The organism is Paenibacillus sp. FSL M7-1046 (genome assembly GCF_038007405.1).
GTDB lineage: Bacteria > Bacillota > Bacilli > Paenibacillales > Paenibacillaceae > Paenibacillus_AQ.
In genome coordinates this window covers 2,382,315-2,408,897 of the sequence record NZ_JBBOXB010000001.1, presented here as the reverse complement: position 1 = coordinate 2,408,897, position 26,583 = coordinate 2,382,315, and the positions used below count along the sequence as shown (strand labels likewise).

Genomic DNA, 26,583 nt, shown 5'->3' with positions numbered 1-26,583 from the left:
ACTTTGATTTATCTCTGAACTGAAACATATTCAGAGTAAGCAACTTTTAAAAAGAGATGTAAAGAGGGGCACAGGTTCCCCTCTTTACAATACTTACTGAAATAATTTATTAACACTGTGAATTATCATCTCATTAACTAAGCTAATTAATCCTCCTATCGAAAGGAACGTTCATATTTGGAATTGGGTTTTTATTGATTCAATACATTCTTCCATAGTTAGTTTTACCGCCACATTACTCTCATTGGCATCAATATTAGATAGAAACAAGTCCCAAATCTGCTTAAAAAGTTCCTTCTCATTTGATTCATCAACGCTTATTTTTCTTCTCCAATCAATTGCCCATCTCTTAGCCATCTCCTTAAAAAGCTCTATGTTAAAACTAGCGACTAGCACTGTACAGATGGATGCGCACTCTTGAAATTCTTTATAACTAACTTTAAGCTTAACAGACCCTAATTTCCTTGGAACCCCTAGTTTTATTGCGTTTTTTCCCGAAAGAATAGAATTTGAGTGTACAATTCCATGACGCATCTCACAAATGTGACCAAAATCCTCAAGTATTCCTGAAATTAAGCTATTATTTTTCAATTCAAACTTTATGAAATTTTTACACGCAGTTGTGATTCCATCAACACCAGCAAAGGATGTATTCTCAAAAGCACTTCTTTCGAAATTGCTAGTACCATGCCAAACTACTGAGCCTAAGTTTATATTTTGCTTAGATGCAGATTCCTGAGCAGATGGACATATCCTAATGATATTAGCTAATATATCTCTAAAATAATTTTCTGTGGCTGAGATTATTCCCACTAAGAGCAATGGACCCAGGGTCTTGTTCTTATCAAGTACTTCCCTAGACCCAACCCTAAGTAATTCTCTTAGAGAAAAGTAATAGCTATCAATGGGCGATGGGAAGGGATATGTTTCTTCGACAATATAATTAAATATATTTTCAATCTTCTGTGTACCGGTTACTTGGTTAATGGAGTTATACCACTCAGTACTATTCATACTATGAATTCCTCTGCGTAGGAATATATTTTTTTTGTCCAACCCGGTCCAATTCGTGGTACTTTACGCAACTCACTATTATCAGTATCCATTAATATATCTTTGATAGTTCTTATATTTGAATTGAGCTTTATATTCTCTACCCGCCGTGTTGTTAAAGGTAACTTATCAATATCATTTGAGATTAGAGCTTCAAATATAGAAACACTTTTTAACATAGTTCCACAATTAGGACAAAATTTTGCATTCTCATCTGTCCTAGGGGCTTTACAGTTATGACATGGTGGGAGTGAGAGAGGGAACATATCCCCTACTTTCTCAGTTCCAAGCAGAACTTGAGGTGTTACTTTTTTAAATAAGTGTGAGCTTCTTTTACTTAATGACAGAGCTAAGTCCTGAACTTTTATATTTTTTTTACCGATAAATGCATTTCTATCAATTAACGATGCGTAATGGATGGTAAAAAGTTCATAGACTCCTTCTTCACGTCCTTTACTTACTTCTCCTTTAGGCATCACCAAACCTGCATACTGATAAAACCCTAGTACTTTCCCGAACTCTACTGGATAAGACTTGCTTATTGCTATTGATACGCTTTGAGAAGTTGCTTCTTTATCCTTATTATAGTCTTTAATTAGCTCTGTCATTTTTACAAATAATTGCTCACCTTTTGTAATAAATTCAGCATAAGTTGGAAGTTTAACCCTTAGAGATGAGTAGACTCCCAATGTTTGCTTCAAATTGTTGCTAATTGCACTATTAACAGCCTTCCTGTTAAAAGAATAAGTAAAATCATCGTCATCTTCTTCAGCAATTTTATAGAAATTTCTAATCATATTAAGCAGTGCCCTCGGCATACCAAATGAAGCATAACAAACGACTTCTAATAGATCCCGTTTCTTATAAAACTCATTGAAAACATTCTCGGGAAGTCTTCTTTCTAATAATCCTAACATAAATTCAATATATCCTATAGAATCTGGCTTTATCCAAACATCAATCTCCTCTGCATCGTGACCTATATGGAAGGTTGGTGAGTATACTGTAACACCTGGATAAACAGCAGCTTTTGGAGATACTATCCTACTTTTAATTGTTCTAAAAAATTCGAAGAAGTCTCTTTGTTGCTCAGCTGAAAAAGCATGAGCTGCATCGTCCAGCAAGAGTACACAGTGTGATTTATTTAGAGCTTGTAATATCTTGGATATCTCTTCTTCTATTTGTTCAACAGTAATAAGCACTTCATCTTGGACTAATTCCACATGTCTAAACTCAATATTACTAATGATTTTTTCAACATTACTCTTTGTATATTTTAACATCCCTAAGCTATCGATTTTAAAATCTTCTAATGATTGGTATAAACCAAGGTAAACCTTAAATAACATCCATTGATTAAACCAATATACAGCATTTGCATTTAGCTTATATAAAGGCTCAATTTTTAGTGATGATTTAAAGTTAACGTAAACAGGAAAGGAGGATTTGGGATTACTCACATTTCCGTTAGCTGACAATTTGTAGTATGTCTTTAACATCAAAGTAGTTTTCCCCGATCCTCTCGGACCCACTAAAAGTTTAGCTCCACCATGAGATAGTTTTCTAATGATATCCTCTTCCTCCGGATGTTCAACGCTCCACTTTTGAAATTCACTTGATGCAATATATTCCGCTTGTTCAATAAAAATATCAAGATCCAAATCTTTACCCCCCAGTCATTTCCTATATTCAAGCATTGCGAGCCGGTAATAGATCCTAAGCACATGTTCCTCGCTTGAATCCTCTCTTTTCTCCGAATTGATGCTAAATCAACGATTTTGGCTAAAGGCGTCTTTTTAGTTTCTGCCTGTTTTATAGATTGCGCCTTTTAATTTGCAGCAAAAGTTATATCAGTTTTATTTATCTTTCCCCTTCATGGAAAATTAATGCTAAGAATATTATACGATTTATTTGATTTTATAAGAAGGATGAACTCGATTATCTATTATATTAAGTTCAATCTTTTGAGAAAACTTGCCCTACTTATGATAAGGTTCTCCGAGATGGTTGAAGCGGCATGTTTTAAGGCCATCCTTCACGGGATGGCCCTTCTTTGATCTCGCTCGTCAGTTCTATATGAAAGTACTAATGAATTTGCTGCTTCGGGCCGCCCCTCCATATACGGCCCTCTGACTTTTTTAAGATAATAGAGAGTGAATATGAGAATATTCAAAATAAAGACTAAGTCAGCAAATAAGAGCGGGACGTGAGGCATTGCTGGCCTACGTACCACTCTTATTTTATTTAGTATTGTACACTTTATCTTAACTCCTTATATTCTCGCCCCTTATAACCCCATAGCAGACCGAACAAGCCGCATCGCGTCCTCAGCCAACTTGGGGAATGCAGTTCATTATTACATAAAGCATTCATCTATTTTCAAGATACTAAACTGAATCTTAGACACACAGAATTGCTTTATTATTTAATGTGTTTATTGATCTTAGTCAATGTTGTTTTTTACAACAGTAAATTTTAATTATATATGTTTTAGCTGATAGTCATATCATTCTATTATATTGATATCTAAATACTTTTTAAAACTAACGCTATTTAAAAAATCCCCATAGTCCGTATTCAATTTAAACATTTCCTTTGTATAGTCATCATGATACATTCCTTCATTGCTTAGCTTTACTAAAAAGTCCATATGTTCCGTTAAAATTTTTTTTATATTCTGAGATATATCTTTGTTAAAAAGCAGTTCTGACTCTCTAAGTAGAGATAATATTTCAAAATTCAACTCAGAAAATTCTTCTAAATCTAGTTGCGGCTCTTTCTTTATTATAGCAGTAGTTTTTTGTATATTTTCCAATTTTTCATAAAATTCAAATCTATATTGATATTGGGATAATTTATTTGCATTTGCAGCTATATCAGCTTGTCTGTTGTATGTAGAATACTGTGCAATACCCACGATAACCAACAATAATGAAAATATACATGTTGTTAAAATATTAACTTTTTCTATAGACATAAGTCTCCTTCCATTTTTATTGTCTTTAATAGTTGATTTCATCTCCATATCTTTTCGAGAAGCAATATCTGGTGTTGTTATCGTTTCAAGTGCATTAACTTCATCTTCTTTGGTTTCAATTTCTACTACATTGTGATTATTCATTAAACACCTCATTATAAAATAGAGTTACCACGGCATAAGCATTCAGAACGTGCAAGCAAAAACCAAAGTGGAGTGTCAACACCTATTTGGACAAAAGATATAAGGTGTATGGTTACCGAAAAAACACCGTTCCCCTATAATCATTCTATCAAAAAACTTTATTTCCCGATATCTTCGGTGTATATCTTCTACTTGTGTAACACCATCTTCAATAGTAAAGGAAAACGCTCGACCCTTAAGTTCAACAAAATCAGAAAATGAACTTTCAATTTCAACTGTATCGAATGCTTTTAGCCAAGTTAATCTCCCGACCCCTTCAATAGAAATTTCTTGCCGCTGCTTTACCACTACTTATGATACGGTTCACCGTAACATCTATAGAACGAAATCGAAGGGCACCTGCTCGAGTACCTTATACTACAGCTAAGTGTACTATTTTAAGACTCTATCAGTTGAACCATACCTAAGTCGACAGAGGACTATGATAGCGATTTAATATTTTATCGTATTATTCTTCACATGCACTAAGATTTTACAATGATAGGCTTAATAATGTATGCCTTACGACACTTTAGGAGGTAATATAATGAGCAAGTACGACGAAGCCATGAAGCTGCTGGAAGAACAAGTGGGTAACAAGGACGGCCTGATCTCTCTGTCCACCATCGCGCTGGAACCGGGGGCCAATGGCAAAAGCCGTCCCGCCGCCCGCATTGTGGACGCCTATTATGAGGACGGTGCGTTCTACACCGTCACTTACGCGACCTCAGGCAAGATGCAGCAGATCGCCCAAAACCCCGAAGTCGCCGTTTGTATCATCGTCGAAAACTTTACGGCCGATGGTATCGGTGAAAACCTGGGCTGGGTATGTGACGAGAAAAACGCGGAGATGATGACAAAGCTGCGCATAATATTCGCCGAGTGGTATAACGAAGCCAATAACGACGAAGACCCTAACACATGCCTGCTGCGCATTCGCCTGACAAATGGCCTGTGGAATGACGCCCATAAAGGGATCAGAAATGAGATTGATTTTGTCAATAAGACGGCAAATTAAGTGGTCTATGTGGTTTCTATATTTTGCATATTATTTGATAACAGACAATGTTAGCTCAAAGGGAGTGTCCGCACACTCCCTTTTTTCCGCCGTTATACCCATGATTGAAATGATCTGTTACAAATTGAATCTTTCCCCGAAGAATGGTCAATTGTAGAATTGAGAATCATCAAAACAAAGCAGGGCATTTATATTTCCCTAGTTTCTTCCCTCAGCCATGCGCTCTCTTCATCATTTAAATAAGGAGCCAGCTTCGTATAGACCTCTTGATGATAATTGTTTAACCATTGCTTTTCACTCTCTGTTAACATATCTGTATTGATACCAGCTAGATCAATTGGACAACACGTAATGGTTTCAAACTTCATAAATTGACCAAACTCTGTTTTCTCGTCGTCAACTACTAACATCATATTTTCAGTTCTAATTCCATACTTACCTTCAAGGTATATCCCCGGTTCATTCGTAATGATCATGCCTTTTTCTAATATAACATTATTAGTATTATTCCTTATGCTTTGTGGTCCCTCATGAACATTCAAGAAAAAACCTACCCCATGGCCTGTCCCGCACTTATAGTCTAGACCATATTGCCATATTGGTTGTCTTGCTAAAACATCTAAGTTAGAACCTGTAGCCCCATATAAATATTTCACTGAGCTTAATGCAATAAACCCTTTTAACACCAAAGTAAAATCTCTTTTTTGCTCATCGGTAAGTTTTCCTAAAACAATCGTTCGTGTAATATCTGTTGTTCCATCATAATACTGTCCGCCTGAATCAACTAGAAAAAGGCCTTCATTCTTAAGTGTAAATTGCGTTTCTTTATTGGCTTTATAATGCATCAACGCAGCATGTTCTCTATAACCTGCTATCGTATCAAAGCTAGGCCCAACATATCCTTCCTGTGCCCTTCTGAAATCTTCTAATCTTTCTTCTGCAGTAATCTCTGTAATTTCTATTTTATCTACAACGTTTTTTAACCATTTTATAAATTTCACCATGGCTAAACCGTCTTTGATTTCACACCATTTCACATTTTTTATCTCAACTTCATTTTTTATAGCTTTTAAATTAGTTGTGATGTCCGGACTTTCAATTTTATTTGTATTACTGTTAATGGCGTTATATAATCTGCTATTTGTTTTATTCGCATCTAAAATAATGGTATCTCCGCTCGAAAGATTTCCCAAGAACATATGTATTTCATCATACGCTTTTAACTCGATTCCTTCAGCCTCCAGTTCTAATTGAACCAAAGGGGGAATCTTGCAGGAATCAATAAATAAATAACATTTATGTTCTGCTACGATTACATTACTAATTACAACTGGATTGTTAGGCACATCGGCCCCTCTTATATTCAAAAGCCATGCAATGTCATCTAAGGAGGTTAAAATATAATAATTTGCTCCTATATTTTTCATTTCTTTTCTTACTTCATTTAATTTTTCCACACGTGATTTGCCTGCATATTTTACGTCATGAGTAAACATTGATCCTTTAGGAATCTCCGGTCGATCTTCCCACAGATCACCAATTAAATCTTGATTCATTTTTAATCCGATTCTTTTTGCTTTTAGATCTTTTTCCATCCTTTTAACCATAGTAATTGAAAAAACATTTCCATCAAAGCCCACAACGCTTCCTTCATTAAGAACATCTGCTAACCATTCCGAATAAAAGGGTACCCCTGGATCCACCATTCGAAATAATCTGATTCCTGAGCCCTTAAGCTGCTTTTCTGCTTGAATATAGTATCTACCATCTGTCCATAACCCAGCATCCTCTAAGGTAATAACTACTGTACCTGCAGACCCTGTAAATCCTGATATCCACTCTCTACATTTCCAATGCTCTGCTACATATTCACTCTGATGTGCATCAAAGCTGGGAATGATATAAGCATCCATTTGATTTGTTCTCATTAGCTGTCTTAACTTTTCGACCTTATCCCTGATATCCATTTCCAATACCTCCGTTTTCCTTAGGACCAAATGCATTAAAAGCTATATATAAATGACGAGTTCTTAATAATCCTACTCCTAAAATAATGGCAAAACAAATATTGGTACCTCCTCATCCTAATCAATCGAGGGAATTTTGCTGTTTTCCGGAAAAAGATACTGCGATAATACAAGCAATTGTTTATTTACGGAAACCTGCTTGTGCGAGAGTCGCTTGGCAGGTTTTTTTGTTGTGTACAGTGTGTTGGAAGTGTGGTGAACCAGCGGATATAGGGAGCGTACACCCGCAATTCCCAACAAATTTTATATAAAAATAAGGGGATATTCTGCCGATAATTATCTTGTTACAAGAAAAGTATGAGTCTGAAGGGGCATTTACGATTAACCCAGACGGTAGAGTCTAAGGAGGAGAAGGATTTATGAGAAAAAAATGGCTTGTTTCATTTCTGGTTTTATTAATGTGCGCGTCTGGCAGTACGGTTTATGCTGAGGCGAAGACTTCGGCAGACTTCACTGATCTAAAGGATTTGGATGCGGCGACGAAGGCAAAGTTTGATGCAATGATTAGCGCTGGGATTTTCGATGGCGTCAGTGATACGACGTTTGGGCTCAAAGAGGAGATGAACCGCGCCCAGTTCGCAAAGGTTGCGGCATTGATTACGGGTATTGAAGTCAATAAAGATCTGAAGATGTCCAGTTTCAGTGACGTCAAGGCGAATGATGCCGCCAATGGTTATGCGCTGCCCTACATTGAAGCACTTAAAACTGCTGGCGTAACGGACGGCTATGGCGAAGGTACATACAATCCGGCTGGCAAAGTGACCAAAGAGCAGTTGGCTACGTTCTTGGTTCGAGTGCTAGGCAAGGACGCGGAAGCAAAAGCGAAAACTGGTACCGATACAACCGTATCCAAATGGGCGCAGGGTTATGTGTCCGAGGCATTGGAGCTTAAATTGTTATCCAATGGCGCTGATGGTACGTTTGGCGGCAAAGCAAATGCTACGCGCGATTTGCTGCTTACCGGTGCCTACGAAGCGAAATCACAATATATAGCGCCGACACCGACACCAACACCGACACCAACACCAACACCAACACCGACACCAGCACCAGCACCAGCACCAACACCATCGCCAACACCAACACCAACACCGACGCCGACGCCGACACCGACACCAACGCCGACACCAACGCCGGAGCCGACGCCGACACCAACACCAACACCGACGCCGACGCCGACACCAACACCAACACCAACACCGACACCGACACCAACACCGACACCGACACCAACACCAACACCAACACCAACACCAACACCGACGCCGACACCATCGCCAACACCGACGCCGACACCAACACCAACACCAACACCAACACCAACACCAACACCAACACCAACACCGACACCGACACCAACGCCGACGCCGACACCAACACCGACACCAACACCGACACCAACACCGACGCCGACACCGACACCAACACCAACACCAACACCAACACCGGCGCCATCCAATGTCGCACTAGATATGATTAATGCATCTGTTGGGACATGGATCAATGTTGATGTGACGACTTTTGCTGAAGCCGGTATTACAGGCGTAACGACATCCAATGTATCAGCTGTTCAAGATGCACTTGACTCTGATGGAAGCTCTCCGTGGACGGTTTCAGAAATTCAAGCCATCGTCAATGCGGTTATTGACGGTATTACGAAGCAAGCGGCACTGGATTTGATCAATGCTGCATCGGCTTCGGGTTCATGGACGAATGTTGATGTGACGACTTTTGCCAATGCAGGTATTACGGGCGTCACATTAGAGGACCTTTCCTCCTACGAATACGCATTGGAAACCGGATTAACACCACTTCCAAGAACATTGTCTCAAATTCAAGCGATTGTTGACGAGACTAATCAGGCAATTATCTTAGCTGCAATCTATGATTATTTGAATCCTTTCAGTGAAGGATCTACTCCTAACGAAGAAGTATTCGCTCTAGCTGGTATAACCGGAGTGACAGCTTCGAACTTAAGTGAGGTCTTATCTGCCCTTGAATCGGCCTATCAGGAGGCCAAAAACAATCCTTTTGGAACGCCTATGTCTACTAAACAAGATATCCAGGACGTAGTTGACCTTGTCTTAGGCTACTATACGGATTAAGAAAAGTCATAATCGTAACACCGCAGAGGGGTTGCTTATTCTATCTTGAGTTGAAGGCAGCTCTTCAGCGAGAAGAAAATTTCAACTAGAAAAATAACGGCGTAAGGGAGGCTATCCCTTCACCGTTATTTTTTGATTTTGGTTCAATGGCGGTCTCACCCCAAGTAAACGTGTATTGATGGAGCGATGATCTCCTTGACCAATTCTCAGATACTGCTCACTACCTACCCCAATCGCAGAGTCTGCCGTCCGGGCATTTATGTACGCCATAATCTGACCGCTGCCGCTGTTGGTTTCGCTCCCGCCATCATATCGCCAGAACCATCCCTTTGGCTACCTACACAATCTCTTTATTAAAATGTCCTCTTGTGTCTGTTTCCTGATTAAAGACAGCATTATTCATTGAGCCATTTAATTTACCTGACGCCATATTAATGACTTTCACAACCTGCTCTTTGGATTCAACTGTGAAGTTTAATCTGAGCGCCTCGATCCCTTTGATGTTTTGTAGCTCATCCAAAAGATTAAGCGTCTTCCCATTAAGAAGAGTCGTTGTACAATCATTGTGGGAAATTATAGGGAACGTTCCGTGCTCATCTTTTAACTCATAGCTCTTCGTTTTGCAAATTCTGCATTGATTCATTTTTTTCATCGGACAATATTTTGTAAACATCAAAGGAACCTTACCATATACAATCATTTCCAGTGCAGGATAGCCGTCATTTTCTTCATAATAAGCATTCATTAAATCTTCAATTTGGCTCTTATTCAATTCATAGGATAAAGTGACTCGTTTTGCACCTAATTTATATAATTCATAGCAACTAGTAGCATTAACAACATTTAGAGAATAGTCCGTAACAAACGGATTAGTTTCTCGGTAGTGATAAATTCCACCATATCCTCCGATGAGTAGCTGCCCTTCTTTTTCCTTATAATCAATCTGATTTCTTCTAACAACGTTTTTAAAATAGATTTCCTTAATTCCACAGCTCACGCAAGCATCGTACTGCTCCTTAGTCGTTACAGCGGCCGTAAGGTATGGTTTTTCAGGGGCAAAGCTTATTTTTTCTTTTGCTTTTAAAGCCTTGGTTCTTTTCTTTTGGCTGTTAAGCTTTAAGTCATATAAGCCCAGTACAATATCTCTTCTTGCTGCATTTAACAGTTTAGCTGGAATAAATGCATTGCATTCCTCAAAATCCACATGATTAAGTTCGAATATCGTATCATTTAATCTTGAAAATTGCTTGATTACTTGGTCTTTCGTTGTTGGATTATTAATGGCTTCGCCTAGTATTTCCTCGCTTTCATATGAATAATTAAAGCCTAAGCCCTCCGCATCTATGAAAAGCTTTGCATCTGGACATGCATATACTCTAATATCGAGGTTAAACCGCTTAAATTCTTTTTCCAGTGATGATTCTAATTCTTTGTTATAGAAATAATCCTTCGTTTTATATACTAAATCTCCCTTAGACATCTTTTCTTTGATTTTGATATAGCAGACATCATCTGCTTTGTTGATTAATTCGCCCTCTTTATCGTACAGTTTGGCAACCGTTAAATTAACATCTTCATTGTTGTGACTTATTCGAATGGTATCGTTCTGATTTAAAGGACGTGTAAGTGTTATTTCATACGTATCTTTAATAATCTTGCTGATTGTTCCAATTTCATAACCAAAGTTATTAGGTCTTAAGATGTTTGTAATATTTCTCCTATCTTCGTGAAACAAATACCCTTTAGTAAATGTTCTATTGAATGTTTTTTTCAGATTTTCTTTATCTTCTTCGGTTATTTTATGATCTAAGGCCATGCGATATTTGGATACAACATTAGCAACATACGTAGGCACTTTCATTCGACCTTCTATTTTTAAAGAATCGATTTCTTTTAAATCATGGATATAATCGATTGTGTTTAAGTCCTTAGTAGATAGAATATAATTTTTCCCTAAAGACGTATCTGTTGTCTTATCCATTAGTTCATACTCCTTACGGCATGAACCCACACATCTTCCGCGATTTGCGCATCGATAGCCGATTAATCCTGACATTAGACAGTTTCCCGAGTAAGATACACATAAAGCACCGTGAACGAAAATTTCTAAAGGTATCTCAGCTATTCTTTTGATCTCTTTTACTTTTTCAATCTCAACCTCACGGGACAGAACAACTCTTTTAGCACCAAGTTCTTTAAATAATAAAGTTCCGTCTAAATCGTCTATTCCCATTTGAGTTGAACAATGTGCTTCCATATCAAGAAAGTTTTTGACGATATAATCGAAAGCAGTCAGGTCCTGTACGATAATGCCATCAACACCGATTTTATTTAATTCGTGGATCTGCTCTTTCATCTCTTCAACTTCGTTTTCAAAAACGATGGTATTCATTGTAACATAGAGTTTAACGTCCCTCAGGTGTGCATACGTAACAGCCTCTTTTAACGATTCTAAATCAAAATTAGATGAGTATGCACGTGCACCAAATTTTTGCATTCCTAAGTATATTGCATCACAACCATTAGAAATTGCAGCTTTTAAAGCCTCCATATTTCCTGCTGGAGCTAGTAATTCAGTCATTTTTTCCTCCTTATGACCCATAAATTAAATAAAATTTGTAGTTACTTGTGATACGTTCTCCGTAACATGGAGCTGCATCACCATAGCTATCCTTGAGTTTATCCCGATGGAGCAGCATGATGCTGTGACCCAGCGCATGGAGGATGTGACGCAGGCTTACTATGATTCAATTGGCCTAGGTGAAGCATACTGGCAGATGGAGGCCATGAATTGATTGAGCATGCCAATAGACCAATACAATTTCAAAAACGGTGGTGAAGATAAGATGGAATAGATGTATGTGAGTCAGACTGTAAAGCGAATACAGAAGCGGTTGAGCCATAGTGATAACGGAGCAGCTTTCAAAGAATCGATTAAGGAAGCCGTCACCGTTGGCGTTGGACAGCATGATGTAGTGATCGAGCTTATTGATACTTTGACGCGCGGCGTATTACCAATCTATCGGCTCGGGTAAAGCCTATGCACAGCAAGTAGCAAGAGAGGCAATAGAATATCATGCGTAATGAAAAAGAGAACACCTACGATGGACATTCTCCTTTGTGTGGCTTGTTAAAGTGTTGGGTAAGGTGGTGTGTGAATATGGTCAGGTGTCGATACATTGCCCATCTCACATGTTTTTCTAGATTCGCCAGGGGCTCCAGATCAAGCTGAGGCACTTCAGTTGCTAGACTTTGATTTCAAAGGTTGTATTTTTCCCATATCCAACCAATTCACAATTTTTTCGCCGTTACTTGTGATATGGTTCACCGTATCATCTCTAACGCGAAATCATTTGTTGTTTTTTCTATGTATTTTTAATAGCGCGAAATCAAGAAGCACCCTCTTAGGGTGCCCTTATTGTCCTTCTATGTTTTGCTTGCTAAGCGACTCTATTCAGCATCATCGCGGCTTGCACTGTGTCAGCCGGTAGATTGCTAGGAATGTTGTTATACAAGTATTGAGCGTCTCAACCAATTTCTGAATCTTTGAGCGGGAAATTAAATATATAGGACCCATTGTTTCGATTTTGCCGTCCTTTACCCGTATAGCGCTCTCCTGTTCTGCCGCATAGACATCAATCTCTTCAGACAAGGGGAACAGGTAGCCTTGAACAAACGTGTCGTAGCCCCGTTTAGAATGAGATTCATAGGCAAATTGATCAAAGCCCATACCTTCATAAATAGTACCTGTTTCAACTTCATGGTCCGTGTCATTCAAGCTTAACCATTGAGCAGACATGTTTAGCGCACCGGCGCTGGCACCCAGTATAATGGCATTGCTGTTCTTAATAATGTCCGCTAATTCATAATCCGCCAAGAAATCCTTCTGCAAACCAGGATACCCGCCGCATAAAAAAATGACGGAAGCGTTCTGAATGAATCGCCGGGCATCTTCCTTCTGCATGCGGTAATCAATGAAATGATATTCATCAAAAATAATATTAGCCTGATTCAGCCATGTCCATTCAGAGATATCATCAAAGTTAATTGGCTCATCTGTATAACCAGACGGGTCAGCGCTAATCATAACAAGCGATTGTCTGTCTTGTATATCCTCCTGCAAACAATGGACCAGCTTCTCTGGAAAAAATTCATTAAACCAACTGAAATAGTAGTGGGTACTCAAACTTAATTACCTCCATATGTATTATTTCTAGCGCACTTCTTAATTAGCCTCATTAAAACGGTTTAATTTAGCTTCAGCCGTCAGCATGGCGCCGTTAAGAATAAGATTATTTCCGTCATTCCGGACCCTTGTTCTGAAATACAGGCTGCGTACGAAATTTTTCCCGTTTACTCTGGCGATTCTCTGCGTGCGCGTATCCGGCCATTCCGTACACTTCGACAAGCAATGAATCCAGTCGGCAATCTCCTGCTGCGGAAGCAGTGCTTCGCTAATCATCGTGTCCACAATGCTGGCCATGCGCTCGTCTTCCTCCTCGTCAAAAATCCGCACACCGTTATGCAGCATCCCTTTAACCGCCTCCAGCACCTCGCGCTGCAACACATTATCGCTTTCCCGACAGCGGATCAGCTCCTCCAGGGCATCTGCCCCATGAGCCGCAGCATGAGCCCAGCCTTCGACTGCCAGATAACCGCGCAGGTCCTTCTCCTCCTGGTAGTAGCGAAGCAGCGAATGCTTTAGATGCTGGAACTCATCCGGAGTCAAGAATGGATTGTTCCTGTCCCGCTGCACAATAAGAGCGACAGGCAGAACCGAGAACGCCCTGGTAAGCACACTTTGGTCACCCTCGCTTCCAATCCGATAGAACAAATGCCGGTCATCCATTAGAACAGCCAAAAGTTTCCGCATTTCCTCACAGGAGAACTTATTATCGCGCTTCAGCCATATGTAAAAAATCGAATAGATATGCTCACGGAGCACAGGCTCCGGATCGCCAATATGCCGCAGCATCAGACAGGTAAAGTCTTGTAACCTTTCTCCCTCACGCAGGATATAACGTGCCTCCTCCAATCTTTGCAGCTTCCGTATCAGTTCTGTTCGTGTGTCCTCCGTACCCCATTCATTGAAATCATCGTCCAAAATGCTGGCTTTCATTTAGTCGGTTCACTCCTAGCCTAGTTATAGCGGGCGGTATGTATTCTTTCCGCCGATATCCCCACTATAGAACACAATGACTGACACCAGGGCGTCAGTCATTGTAGGATAGAAGCATATTTTGCATATATTGCTGAAGCTCCGCCCGTAATTCACGAGGCTCCAGCAGCTCGCACTCCTTGCCGAAGCTTAGAATGAATTTCAGCAGGCCCTCCTCATGAGGAAAAGTATCCCTAACGAGATAGAAGCCATCTTCACCCCGGCTAATTTTCTCTTTCTGAAAGTACTCAGTAAGCTGCGCGCCAATTCGCGAAGTGAATCTGAGCACAACCTGTATGTCCCGCTGCGAATAGCTGTGCTCAATGACCTCGGCGATTCGGTCATCGGGCAGCTCTCTTTTTGCAAAAGGCGGTCCCTGCTTCAGTTGCTTGATCCGCACGAGCTTGAATCTGCGGTAGTCCTCTCTGACCCGGCAAAAACCTATCACGTACCAATGGCCGTGGCGAAAGTCAATCCAGCTTGGCTCTACCGTTCGCTCCAGGTATTCCATATCCCTGTTGATATAGTCGAACACCAGCAGCCTGTTATCCGTGATGGCCTTGCTTATGATCCCCATGTACTCTTTAATTTCCTGCTCCATGCTGAAATGGGACATATCCAGAGTCAGTTTGTGCTTACCTTGCTCCTGCTTATAGGTATGCTCAACCTTTAGCATGATGTCATTAAAAGCTTCGTTCCTGCCAAACAAGCCGTGTAAATTCTTCATTACAGCTACAAACGTATGAGCTTCATCCTGGTTTAAAAAGAGGCTGGTTATATTATAGCTGTCCATAATATAGTATCCTCCGCCCTTGCCGCTGGACGATGCAACCGGTATGCCGGCTTCTCCTATTTTTTCGATATCCCGGTAGATCGTCCGCAAGGATACCTCGAAATGCTCGGCAAGCTCCTTGCCCGTTACCGTACCTTTACCGGAGATGATCAGCAGCATGGAGAGCAATCGATTGACTCGCATGATTGTGTGTGACGTCGGGTAACGTCTCCTCCTCTGGGTGAAGTAAGTGAATCATATATTCTCTTGCTTTAATGCATCAATAATATTCTCCTTTTTTACTTTAGCTCCGGAATAAACAACCGCAGAGCTGACAATGACAAATACACACACAATGACAGACAGAATGCTCATCCAGGGCAGGGTGAACCCATAGCTGAATTTGTTCGCAAATGCTTTATAGATTAGAACCATCACGGCGAAACTGACAGGAAGCCCATACAAGAGCGACTTGACCCCATAAAAAACACTCTCATAGTTCAGCATTTTTGCAAACCCCTTTGGCGTCGCGCCTACGGATTTCAGCATCGCAAATTCCCGTTTGCGAAGAGCCAGCCCTGTTGAGATCGTATTAAAGATGTTCGCAACGGAAATCGCAGAGATTAATACGATAAAACCGTAAGAAAAGACGTTCATCAGCAGAATCTGTTGTTCTTCGCTTATTCTGGATTGATATACATTGTAGACATTCAGATTGGTCTCATTCATCGCTTCAATTTCCTGCTGCGTTTTCACCGGTTCCGTGCTTTTCAAATGGAGGTACATCGAAGCGTTAGCCAGCTCCTCGCCGTCTGCCAGCCGATTCATGACGCGTTCCGACACGATCATATTTAACCCGCCTACGCCTACCGGGCTCATCCCCATCGGTGCCTTATCCGTCAATGCGGCAAATATCACTTTATTTGCCTTCGTTTCTTCCCCGCTCTCATTAATAAAACTCGTTAGCTCGATATGTTGACCGATATTCGCATATATGGACTTCGTCTGAATATATTTCCCCGTATCTATATCTTTGTAATGAATCGTATCCATCACGATTGCGGCGGGATGATCCAGATCCGTAAGCTGTTCGTAATCTGCGCCAACCGCTCTGGCATAGGCTTGCAGGCTCGAATCATTCAGTGCATAGAGTTTAATTTCGTAAGGGTATTTCCCGTCTTGCAGCATACTCTTATCCTGCTTAACCTTCTCTTGCAACTCGTCGGCGATGCTTGCTGCATCGACCCAAGCGTTCCCGACTAACTCATGACTCACGTTGTATTCCGTGACGCCATCCAGAGATACAAGCGATTGCATCAACCGGTCATCTAGTCTTTTTCCATTACTGGACGACACTTCAATATCGTAATTGATGCCTTCCAGCGACAATGCCAGAGATTGTGTCAGGCCAGTCGTGAAAAACGATATCGTCAAAAACAAAACGATGCTGATGACAAGCGAAAAAAGAATAACATGATGTCTTCGTTTGTTCCTTTTTAAGTTTTTCAGCCCGATTTCTGCTTCGATTCCGAAGAGCTTACGAATGATCTTCGACGTCTTCACTGCTTTGGCCGTAAGCTTTACGTCAGTGGTTTGGCGAATCGCGTCCATGGGAGATACCCTGGATGCTTTAACCGCCGGGAGATACGCCGAAACGAAAATCGTCAGCATCGAAACAAGACAAGTAATCAAGAGCAATAACGGCGTGACGATAAGCCTCAGCTTTTCACTAGTCCATAATGCCCCTTCAATCATTGTGTTCATGAACGAAAAGGTGATTCCGATTCCGGCAAGACCGCATAAGATGCCAATGGGAATGCTGATCAAACCAATGACGATACCTTCAAAAAATACGGAATTTCGCTTCTGCCTTTTCGTCGCCCCCACGCTCGCGAGCATCCCTAAATGGCGGGAACGTTCCGAGACGGATATCGCAAAAGCGTTATAGATGAGCCCAACCGAGCCAATTATAATGGCCCCCATAATGATTGCCGATAATGAGAACATCATGCTGGATGAGGCTCCGCTGCTGGACAAGCCATAATAACGAAGCAAATCGTTATTATATTGGACAGTGTCAATTTGGTTTTTCTCAGCCAGCTTCTCCGCATGTGCGAACAAGAACGGATTGACCTGCTGCAAGACCACCGACGCATCGACCCGATCGTCCCCCCCGATGATATGATCATCGACATAGCTAATGATCGTATAACCCGGGGCCCAAGCCGTTTCCGACACCGGACGTTTAATGAAGCCTACCACCGTATAATCCCTAATTATGCTATGCTGTAATGTCTCGGTCAATGTGCCGTCTTCCCTGCGCAGCGGTTCCGTCTGATCCAGGGGATGATCGCCCCCTTGTTCGAATCGGTCGCCGACGCGAAGCGTTAGACGGTCGCCGATTTCGTACTTCACTTTGCCATTTGTTGCAACAGACTCGGAGATCACAACCTCCTTGTCCGTGTGCGGAAGACGCCCCTTGCTTATTTCAATCTGAAATTGTGTGAACCCTTGCACATCATATTCCTTAATGAACAAGTACGGCTTATTGGAATTTTGTCCCCCTTCTAATGGGGCATACCCAAGGTCTCTTGTGATTGCAACCGTTTTGGTTGCATCATCGCCCTGTATCGCCGCAAGCTGTTCCTTGGTTATATCTTGATACTGAATATGCCACTCCCCTGTATCTGTGATAGTTTGTCTGATCATTAAATCCGCAAAGGAAAAAACAAGCGTAATGACAGCGGTCATCATGGATACCGAAATAATTACGCCAAGAATAGTCACAAGTGTTCGTCTCTTGTTCTGCTTCAGATGCCGGATGGTTAATGTATTGACAATATTCATCGCCTTATCACCTCGTCTTTGGCAATCCTCCCATCTTCGATTGAAATGATTCTGTCGGCTTGCAGGGCGACCCGTTCGTCATGCGTGATTACGATCAGTGTCTGATGATAGGTCTTATTCAGCATTTTCAATAAATCGACGATCTCGCTGCTATTCCTGCTGTCCAGATTCCCGGTGGGTTCGTCGGCCAGCATGATCGCAGGATTGCCGATGATCGCCCTGCCAATCGAGACACGCTGCTGCTGTCCGCCGGATAGCTGATTCGGCAGATGGTTTAATCGATGCTGCAAATTCAACGTATTCACAAGATCAGCCAATTGCTTTTGATCTACCTTTTGTTGATCCAGCAAGAGCGGCAGCGTAATATTCTCTTCCACCGTCAGGACGGGAATCAGATTGAAAAACTGGTAGATCAGCCCGATTTGCCTGCGTCTAAAGATGGCCAGCTGCGTTTCGTCCAAGGTATACATATCCGTATCCTGAACATACACTTTCCCGCCAGTCGGTCGATCCACACCGCCCAGCATATGAAGGAGTGTCGATTTTCCCGATCCGGAAGGTCCGATAATTGCGACGAATTCACCTTTTTGGACCGAAAAGGAAACATCATCAAGCGCCTTCACCGCCGATTCGCCTGTGCCGTATATTTTGGACAAATTTTCAATTGTTAAAATCTCCATTGTCATCCCCCCTTCCCTAGATGCTCAATTCCAGGTATATACCATCTCTCTATATCCAACATCCCAAAGGGTTTCATTCCCCTCAATGGTTATCTTAAGCTCATTAGCCCGGGTGAGATAAAGGATCCTCATATCCGGCTCATGGAGCTGATCTTCTGCAGATACAGACAGGAGCTCATGCCCGTCAACCGTAACCTTAATGCTGCCCTGAAAATCCTTATGATCAGGAATTCCATAATTCAAGCTAAGATACAACTCTCCCTTATTGCCTAGCGAATACGTATATGTTTCCTTCTTTTTACCTTCGATGCCATACACATTATATTGGGGTGTCACGTCTTGACCGCCAATCTTAAGACTGTCCTGTTTGGTTCCCGTTAATCGATTTCCGTTACTATCTTTCCATTCGTTTATCGCTACAAAAGGGCCCACCTCTTTGGTGAACACTTGATCAACTACTCCGAAGACCCCCCACACGCCGAGCATTAAGACAGCACTGGCAATTCCCGTAGCAGCGATATTTCTCCAGTAGTTTTTTGTACGGAAGCCAATCTTGTACGCCCCGAATCCAATAGCAGCGCCCAATGAGTTCTGTATGACGTCGTTCGTGTCAAAGCTGCCGAGGAATGTTAGTGCCTGGATGGTCTCCACCACAAGAATGGACAGGATAAACCCTGTCATGAAGCGAACAAAGCTGGTGCGGTATAACAACGGAAACAGTATGCCAAAAGGTATGAAGGCTGCAAAGTTTCCAATACCCACCAAGTCCATCAGTGTCGGATGTAGAAGATCGGAAAGACCCGGCACCCTAAAAAAACCGTCCGGCAAAAAAATAAAGGTGTACTGACTGATTTGATCTACCTTATCCGCTCTGCCGAAAGCAAAAAGCATAAAATAAAGAATAATCAGGGTGTAGCCTATCGTGATAATAAAAGTAATCTTGCGCTGCTGCTTCACTTGCATGGTTGTACCTCCATCGTTCATCTGATGAATATCATTTTATCTGTCCAAAATGACTTTACAGTGACGTTGGAGGTGACAGTTCAGTCACTTACGGAGTGCTGTTAAATCACATGCTTATAAAATTTGATCCGAAACTCTGTACCAGTCCCGCTGTCGCTCGTTACATCAATCACGCCGTTCTGGCTTGCAATGATGCTGTGAGCCATCGCAAGCCCTATACCGATGCTTCCTTCATTAGCATTTTTTCCTTTATAAAAACGTTTGAAAATATAAGGCAAATCCTCTTTCGGAATGCCCTTTCCGTTGTCAGCAATAACGATTTCCGTAAATAGCACGTTGTCGGAAAATGTGATGGTAATCGCACCGCCCTCAGGTGTATGCTCCACTCCATTTTTCAAAATATTGATAACCGCTTCAGCAGTCCAATGGAAATCGCCGGCAAAAGAGACGTTGTCATCCCCTGTGATGGAAACGGTCTGTCCCTTAATATCCATCGGAATCATCACCGGCTCCAGTGCCTTTTGGATTAGGGTTTCCATGTGTATTCGATCTTTTTTGAACGGGATAGTTCCCGCTTCCATTTTCGCTAGCTTTAATAAGGATGAAACAAGCCAATCGATCCGTTCAAGCTGAATGCGAATATGATGGGTGAACTCCGTTCTTTTGAGTGGAGGCAGATCAGGGGCGCTTAACAGATCTGCCATGACTGTCATAGAGGTGATCGGTGTTTTGAGCTGATGTGAAATATCGGAGATGGCATCGGTCAGTTGAAGCTTATCCCGCTGCAATAGCGAACGATGCTCGGAGAGCATGCGTGTAACCTTGTAAATATCATTCTTTAAGATGCTAAGCTCACCTTCTTGATTATCGCGAGGGTCAAGGGAGGCCTGGCCGCTGCTAATCTCCCGCAAATAGACGGACAGCTTCTCTAGCTCGTAATATCTCCGTTTTGTGAATAATAAAGCTGTGCCGGTAAGCAGCACGGATACAATAATAACCAGGGCTGCGGCGACGGACGAAATGAAAGCAGCAATGACGATCGCCGATAAGCTGATCGAGCCCATGACGAGTAATAATATTTGATTTTCCCGATTGCGCAGCATCTAATCACCAACCTTATAGCCTAAACCGCGTACCGTTTTGATCAGAGCCGGCTGCTCTGGATTATCCTCCAGCTTTCCCCTTAGCCTTTTGATATAGACCGTTAACGTGTTGTCATTCACGAAGTCGCCGGCCACGTCCCAGATTTGCTCCAAGAGCTGATTCCTGGTGAGGACCTGTCCAACGTGGTTGCCAAAGATCAGCAATAAGCGGTATTCCAAGGCGGTTAGCGAAATTTCGGCACCGTTTTTATATACTTTGCCTTCCAGCGTATGGATGCGCACATTGTCAATGTCGATGACCGCTCCGGCGTGGGACAGCTTCTGGTATCTCCGCAAGACGGATTTGATCCTGGAGAGAAGCTCGCGAACCCGAAAAGGTTTGGTAATGTAATCATCGGCTCCCATATCGAGTCCCATCACGACATTGACCTCATCATCAATCACCGTTAAGAAAATGACCGGAATATCCCGTCGTTCCTTCACCATCTTGCATAATTCATAACCAGTTCCGTCTGGAAGCTGTAAATCGAACAGGCACAAAGTGAACTGATCGATGTCTTCGGCGAGCACCTTTCGGGCTGAAGCGGCATCATGGCAGAGAACGGTCCAATAACCCTCTTGCTGCAGCGAATATTCCAGTCCCGACGCGATCGTCTTATCATCTTCAACTAATAATATTTTCATCTGAAGGTCATCCTTATGATTGGATTGAATTGCATCTGTCCCAGATTTACTTGTAGTATTTCCCAAGATTTTGGACATTTAATGAATTCCACGACTACACAATCTCTTTATTAAAATGTCCTCTTGTGTCTGTTTCCTGATTAAAGACAGCATTATTCATTGAGCCATTTAATTTACCTGACGCCATATTAATGACTTTCACAACTTGCTCTTTAGATTCAACTGTGAAGTTTAATCTGAGCGCCTCGATTCCTTTGATGTTTGGTAGCTCATCTAAAAGATTAAGCGTCTTCCCATTAAGGAGAGTCGTTGTACAATCATTATGGGAAATGATAGGGAACGTTCCGTGCTCATCTTTTAACTCATAGCTCTTCGTCATTAAATCTTCAATTTGGCCCTTATTTAATTCATAAGATAAAGTGACTCGTTTTGCACCTAATTTATATAATTCATAGCAGCTGGTAGCATTAATAACATTTAGAGAATAGTCGGTAACAAACGGATTTGTTTCTCTGTAGTGATAAATACCGCCATATCCTCCGATTAGCAGCTGCCCTTCTTGTTCCTTATAATCATTCTGATTTCTTCTCACAACGTTTTCAAAATAGATTTCCTTAATTCCACAGCTCACGCAAGCATCGTACTGTTCCTTAGTCGTTACAGAGGCCGTAAGGTATGGCTTTACAGGAGCAAAGCTTATTTTTTCTTTTGCTTTCAAAACCTTGGTTCTTTTCTTCTGGCTGTTAAGCTTTAAGTCATATAAGCCCAGTACAATATCTCTTCTTGCTGCATTTAACAGTTTAGCTGGAATAAATGTGCTTTTGATTCTAACGACCTTATTTGCCCTGAGAGGCTTGCCTCATAATAATTCTTTATTCACATCTAGAATCAGTTAGCTACCCCTGCCTTATGTGATCGACGTTCCGGTTCATAAGATGCCGAACCACCCTGCTATAGATTATTTTCTTGAATGGACTGAGCCCTTGCGGATGACCCGTGAAGAAGGCATCAGGGCTGTCATAAATCCCGAAATCCTGAACGATTCCTTCTTTTTGCACGTAGGTATCATTTTCGTTCCAATGTATATCCGGCTTTTGAAAATTATCGGTTGCAACGCCATAACCGCAAAATGAACCCGTACACTGTTCAAATTTTTGCTGAAGCTTGGTCAAATAGGGAATATCCAGTATAAATCCTTCGATATTCAACCACTTGCCTTCATATAGCACTTCAACCCAGCTATGAATGATCTCCTGGGGAGACAGTTGGTAATACCACCCTTTCATTGCCCCCTTTTGCAGCTTCTTATCAATGGCAAATCCATGCATACGGCATGGCACTCCCACAGCCCTTAGCAACGCCATAAAAAGCACACCCTTTGTATTACACTGACCGTAGCCATCCTGTAATACTTCCGCTGCCGGAATATCATCTGCCCGGTTATAGCCGAACCGGATTTCGTCACGCACGTAGTTATATATGCCAAGAATTTGTTCCCTCCTGGACATCGAATCCCACTGGCGGCTGTGAACAATTTGCTGGATCAATGGGTGAGAATAGTTTAGTAATTCGGTTTCCTTCAAGTATGCACTCATGGAACACACCTCCTGCACCCATTGTAAGGTTAATACAGGCAAGAAACTTTTAAAAAGACGCTATCTTTGCGAATACCCTTCGCCGTCATTCCCAGCAACTGCTTGCTGGTGGCGGCTAAATGTGACGGACTGTCAAATCCTGCTGCCATAGCCGCATCCGTAATGCTGAGCCCCTCAAAAATTAAATAGGTTGCCTTCTGCAGCTTGTGCAGCACCATGTACCCGCTAAGCGAAATGCCTGTATTTTCTTTAAAGAGGTGCGACATTCTGCTGTTGGATAAACCAAATTGCCGGGCGTATTGACTTACGGAGTGTTCGGAGTTCGTGCAATCTTTTATGAGCTGAATAAACTCTCTTATTCTCGGATCAACAATAGCTGTATTCACCTGTTCTACGCCCAATAGCATCATGAGTTGTCCCAGAAAAGAACGATAGCTGTCCGGGTCCTTAACGCCAGCATACTCTTTTTGCACAAATTCGCGAATGCTCTTCATCATTCCTTGCGGAAACACATAATACTGCTGCCCCTCCAGATACCGCCTAAAGCTTGCAGCCATCTCAGAGGTGCTATCTATCAGAAGAAGCATCAACGGGTGTCCCGCCTCTTTTAAGCGATGAACGACGTTCGAATTGATAATGATTCCTGGACAACTCAAGCTTTGCCCCGCTACATCAATATCAAATTCTCCTGTTAATGAGATCGTCACCTGTAAAAAGGAATGCCGGTGTTCTTCCGCATCAATAGCGTCTGACACCACCATCAAGTGATGCTCCGCTCCATATAAATTCATCATCCCCTAATCACTCCATGTTCATCTCTTTATAGACTAAGTATATCAGCTCATATGTTAGGTCGTTACTGATGGTCATATCAAGCAAAAATCTTTATCTCGACATGTTTTTAAGCAAGTAATTCGGATATCTCTACATTTTTAAAAACATTGCTCAATAAAAGGATTACTTTCTATGTTGGTACAAGTCTTTATAAGACATCTTAATCTTCTTAGTCCCCTGCATCATTCCGGTTAAGATGGATAATACGATAATAACTACTATAAATCCGATAAATAATGTCTTGGCTGCTCCTTAGTAAATTAATAAGATTATTAGAAAATCAAATTTCAGACTATTGCCATTAATCATAAAATAAGAACTATTACTTAAGCTACAGCAAAACGCACAAGCCAGTGGCTTGTGCGTTTACTTTCAATGACCTCATTTGCTCTGAAGGACGTATCTCATAATAATTCTTTAAGTACATTTTTCGCCACGCGTATCTTCTCGTCATTAGCGTCACGAAGCATACTTACAATATCCTGAATATCGCTCTCAGCTGAAGTAACCATAAACTCTTCATTCTGATATGCAAATAGCTGAACTAAATTAACTTCAAGCGATTCTGCTATCTTATGTAAATTCAATAAAGAAATTATTCTCCCTTTAAAATCACAATTTTTCCTCGTTTGGGTTGTTGTTCACTTTTACGGTAGGCATCGAACAAACCATTAGCAGTAAATGGATATATTTGATCTACATGAATCTTGAGCTTTTCTTCTTGCATTTTAATGGAAATTTCGTTCAGGTCGAACCGATTAGGATTTGCTTGGAAAAAGATCGGTTCAATGTTACGAACTCTTGGAGATATTCCAATACCGAATGATATGATTGAAATATACTTTCCAGCATCCTTCAAAATAGCATAGCTATTATCTCCAAACTCTCCTGGCAGTCCTGTTTCTAATTGTTTTTTTTCCAACATAGCTGTATCAAGAACAATATCTACAGGCTCTGATATACTTTTAGTGAAGTCAATTTTTGTAAAGTCAATAAACTCATCAGCACCTAAACCCATGACAAATTCGCGATTATGCTCTCTTGCAGTTGTAATTACATAAGCACCGTGCTGTTTTGCCAACTGAATGGCTACATGTCCTACACCACCTGCACCACCATTGATAAAAATACGTTGACCTGCCTGAAGGTTGCCGTGCTTAAAAAGTGCTTGCCAGGCCGTCAAGGCTATTGTGGGTGCGGCACTGGCTTCTTCAAAGGATACATTTTCCGGTATTGTCGTCAAGGTATTCTCTTCTACTGCCACATAATCCATATATGAGCCGCCACGAACCATACCCATAACACGATCACCAAGTTTAAGATGGTGTACCTCCTTTCCAACCCCCCTTACAATTCCTGCAACATCACCCCCAAGAAAATGAGGGAAATGAATTTTAAATTGATCTCCTACTGCACTCTGCATTAGATCGCCGGAACGTAAATGATTATCGCCAGGGTTTATAGATGAGGCATACACCTCCACAAGAACTTGTGTATCTGTTAACTCAGGAATTGAAATTTGACACTCTTCAAAAGATTCAGGGATACCAAAACCGGTTAGAGCAATAGCTTTCATAGTATTTTCCTCCAATTAGATTATTTAACACTCGTTGAAAATTCAACGTTTGTTTGATAAAATCACAATATAAAAAATCAAAGGAATGTTCAATCGCTAAAACGATTATAATTGTTGAATAATCAACAAACACCTAAGGAATGTTTAATATTCTGACTCCGAAGGAGAAATAAATGGACAGACGTATTCAAAAATCCAAAAAGGCTATCATGGATGCTTTTATAGAGCTATTGTCGGAAATGGACATTGAAAATATCACAATAAATAAAATTGCTGATTTAGCAAATGTAAATCGTGGAACGGTATATTTACATTTTCTAGATAAATATGACCTGCTTGATCAATATTTAGAAGAACAAATTAATCAATTATTAGAAAAGTGTGCTCCCGATGAGGTCACAGATAAATTCACTTCGAAATCCACATTGCTTCGAGTTTTTGAATATTTAGAACAGAACTCCAATTTGTATTCAACTATGCTGAAAAATAGAGGAATACCTGTCTTTAGGAATCGCTTACTTCTTATTGCCCAACAAAGTCTCAGTAAACAATTTGATTTAATCTCTTTCGGGCCAGATTTTAATAAAGAAATAACAGTACAATTTCTAGCGTCAGCTATAATAAGCTCTTTCGAATGGTGGATTACCAATTCGATTCCATATCCAGCTTCAGTTATGGCAGAACAGATTTGGGCATTGTTAGAACGGATGATGATAACGTCTCCATGAGCAGAAACCCTGCGTAGAGCTGCAGATCAGCTAATTTCAAGATAGATTATTGCAGGACATCACCAGTACACATTCAGTCAAACTAATATTATGCGTAATAGAATTAAACTCCAGTTACTTCAACGAAAAAGGGAGCTGCTGCCTGCCACGGCGATCTGCTCCCTAATTATTTAACCAACGTTCCCAGTTAGCTTAACGCCATTTCAGGAAGAGTAGTTAGTTCTTTGTAAATCTTATCTGATAAATAGTCATATCCAAGTTCACCAAAATGAAGCCCATC

Annotated in this window: 22 protein-coding genes; 4 read left to right on the top strand and 18 right to left on the bottom strand. The window is 41.2% G+C overall.

The genetic code is table 11. The features are described from left to right. Positions 1-171: 171 nt before the first annotated feature. The 3 genes from NYE29_RS10465 to NYE29_RS10455 all read right to left on the bottom strand — a co-directional run bounded on the left by NYE29_RS10465 (position 172) and on the right by NYE29_RS10455 (position 4,174). Complete coding sequence (locus NYE29_RS10465; protein ID WP_340895864.1) at positions 172-1,014, bottom strand: hypothetical protein; 843 nt, start codon at positions 1,012-1,014, stop codon at positions 172-174. Next, positions 1,011-2,714: a hypothetical protein gene (locus NYE29_RS10460; RefSeq protein ID WP_340895862.1), complete on the bottom strand. Its 1,704-nt coding sequence runs from the start codon at positions 2,712-2,714 to the stop codon at positions 1,011-1,013. The genes NYE29_RS10465 and NYE29_RS10460 overlap by 4 nt, the downstream gene beginning before the upstream one ends. Positions 2,715-3,559: 845 nt before the next feature. Beyond that, on the bottom strand, positions 3,560-4,174 hold the full coding sequence (locus NYE29_RS10455; protein ID WP_340895861.1) for a hypothetical protein: 615 nt from the start codon (positions 4,172-4,174) through the stop codon (positions 3,560-3,562). A gap of 586 nt (positions 4,175-4,760) precedes the next feature. Between NYE29_RS10455 and NYE29_RS10450 the strand changes: the two genes are divergently transcribed. After that, positions 4,761-5,231 (top strand): pyridoxamine 5'-phosphate oxidase family protein, encoded by a 471-nt coding sequence (locus tag NYE29_RS10450; RefSeq protein WP_340895858.1) that lies wholly within the window; start codon positions 4,761-4,763, stop codon positions 5,229-5,231. Positions 5,232-5,419: 188 nt separating this feature from the next. On the opposite strand, the gene NYE29_RS10445 is transcribed toward NYE29_RS10450, so the two are convergent. Continuing rightward, a complete protein-coding gene (locus tag NYE29_RS10445; protein ID WP_340895857.1) occupies positions 5,420-7,198 on the bottom strand; it encodes an aminopeptidase P family protein in 1,779 nt (592 codons plus the stop codon). Positions 7,199-7,617: 419 nt separating this feature from the next. Between NYE29_RS10445 and NYE29_RS10440 the strand changes: the two genes are divergently transcribed. Further along, complete coding sequence (locus tag NYE29_RS10440) at positions 7,618-9,363, top strand: S-layer homology domain-containing protein (RefSeq protein WP_340895854.1); 1,746 nt, start codon at positions 7,618-7,620, stop codon at positions 9,361-9,363. 337 nt (positions 9,364-9,700) lie between these two features. On the opposite strand, the gene NYE29_RS10435 is transcribed toward NYE29_RS10440, so the two are convergent. Further along, a complete protein-coding gene (locus NYE29_RS10435) occupies positions 9,701-11,944 on the bottom strand; it encodes a U32 family peptidase (protein ID WP_340895852.1) in 2,244 nt (747 codons plus the stop codon). A 280-nt stretch (positions 11,945-12,224) separates the two neighbouring features. On the opposite strand from NYE29_RS10435, the gene NYE29_RS10430 reads away from it, so the two are divergent. Next, positions 12,225-12,398 carry a hypothetical protein gene (locus NYE29_RS10430; RefSeq protein ID WP_340895849.1) on the top strand — a complete coding sequence of 58 codons (174 nt, stop codon included), beginning with the start codon at positions 12,225-12,227 and terminating at the stop codon, positions 12,396-12,398. A gap of 425 nt (positions 12,399-12,823) precedes the next feature. Here the strand turns inward: NYE29_RS10430 and NYE29_RS10425 are convergent, their stop codons facing one another. From NYE29_RS10425 to NYE29_RS10365, 13 genes are all read right to left on the bottom strand, one after another. Further along, entirely contained in the window at positions 12,824-13,549 is a 726-nt protein-coding gene (locus tag NYE29_RS10425) for a cyanophycinase (RefSeq protein ID WP_076111762.1), read from the bottom strand. Positions 13,550-13,588: 39 nt separating this feature from the next. Beyond that, positions 13,589-14,482: a DUF2785 domain-containing protein gene (locus NYE29_RS10420; RefSeq protein WP_076111760.1), complete on the bottom strand. Its 894-nt coding sequence runs from the start codon at positions 14,480-14,482 to the stop codon at positions 13,589-13,591. Between the two features lie 94 nt (positions 14,483-14,576). Next, the gene (locus tag NYE29_RS10415) at positions 14,577-15,497 is read right to left on the bottom strand and encodes a helix-turn-helix transcriptional regulator (protein WP_074087053.1); all 921 of its coding nucleotides are present in this window, start codon (positions 15,495-15,497) and stop codon (positions 14,577-14,579) included. Positions 15,498-15,548: 51 nt separating this feature from the next. Beyond that, positions 15,549-18,140, bottom strand: coding sequence for an FtsX-like permease family protein (locus NYE29_RS10410; RefSeq protein ID WP_340895841.1), 2,592 nt, complete (start codon positions 18,138-18,140; stop codon positions 15,549-15,551). After that, the gene (locus tag NYE29_RS10405; RefSeq protein WP_340895839.1) at positions 18,137-18,820 is read right to left on the bottom strand and encodes an ABC transporter ATP-binding protein; all 684 of its coding nucleotides are present in this window, start codon (positions 18,818-18,820) and stop codon (positions 18,137-18,139) included. The genes NYE29_RS10410 and NYE29_RS10405 overlap by 4 nt, the downstream gene beginning before the upstream one ends. Positions 18,821-18,844: 24 nt before the next feature. Next, the gene (locus NYE29_RS10400) at positions 18,845-19,783 is read right to left on the bottom strand and encodes a VanZ family protein (RefSeq protein WP_340895836.1); all 939 of its coding nucleotides are present in this window, start codon (positions 19,781-19,783) and stop codon (positions 18,845-18,847) included. A gap of 101 nt (positions 19,784-19,884) precedes the next feature. Then, positions 19,885-20,886, bottom strand: a complete 1,002-nt coding sequence (locus tag NYE29_RS10395) for a sensor histidine kinase (RefSeq protein ID WP_340895835.1) — start codon at positions 20,884-20,886, stop codon at positions 19,885-19,887. After that, on the bottom strand, positions 20,887-21,570 hold the full coding sequence (locus NYE29_RS10390; RefSeq protein ID WP_340895832.1) for a response regulator transcription factor: 684 nt from the start codon (positions 21,568-21,570) through the stop codon (positions 20,887-20,889). A 94-nt stretch (positions 21,571-21,664) separates the two neighbouring features. Further along, the gene (locus tag NYE29_RS10385) at positions 21,665-22,288 is read right to left on the bottom strand and encodes a hypothetical protein (RefSeq protein WP_340895831.1); all 624 of its coding nucleotides are present in this window, start codon (positions 22,286-22,288) and stop codon (positions 21,665-21,667) included. A 178-nt stretch (positions 22,289-22,466) separates the two neighbouring features. Then, positions 22,467-23,165, bottom strand: a complete 699-nt coding sequence (locus tag NYE29_RS10380) for a transglutaminase-like domain-containing protein (protein ID WP_340895828.1) — start codon at positions 23,163-23,165, stop codon at positions 22,467-22,469. 29 nt (positions 23,166-23,194) lie between these two features. Further along, a complete protein-coding gene (locus NYE29_RS10375; protein WP_038598174.1) occupies positions 23,195-23,959 on the bottom strand; it encodes a helix-turn-helix domain-containing protein in 765 nt (254 codons plus the stop codon). 444 nt (positions 23,960-24,403) lie between these two features. Next, positions 24,404-24,586: a hypothetical protein gene (locus NYE29_RS10370; RefSeq protein WP_340895825.1), complete on the bottom strand. Its 183-nt coding sequence runs from the start codon at positions 24,584-24,586 to the stop codon at positions 24,404-24,406. Between the two features lie 8 nt (positions 24,587-24,594). Then, positions 24,595-25,575: an NADP-dependent oxidoreductase gene (locus tag NYE29_RS10365; protein ID WP_340895823.1), complete on the bottom strand. Its 981-nt coding sequence runs from the start codon at positions 25,573-25,575 to the stop codon at positions 24,595-24,597. Between the two features lie 173 nt (positions 25,576-25,748). Here NYE29_RS10365 and NYE29_RS10360 point away from each other — a divergent pair, with 173 nt between their 5' ends. Then, complete coding sequence (locus NYE29_RS10360; protein ID WP_076111747.1) at positions 25,749-26,303, top strand: TetR/AcrR family transcriptional regulator; 555 nt, start codon at positions 25,749-25,751, stop codon at positions 26,301-26,303. The last annotated feature ends 280 nt before the right edge of the window (positions 26,304-26,583 follow it).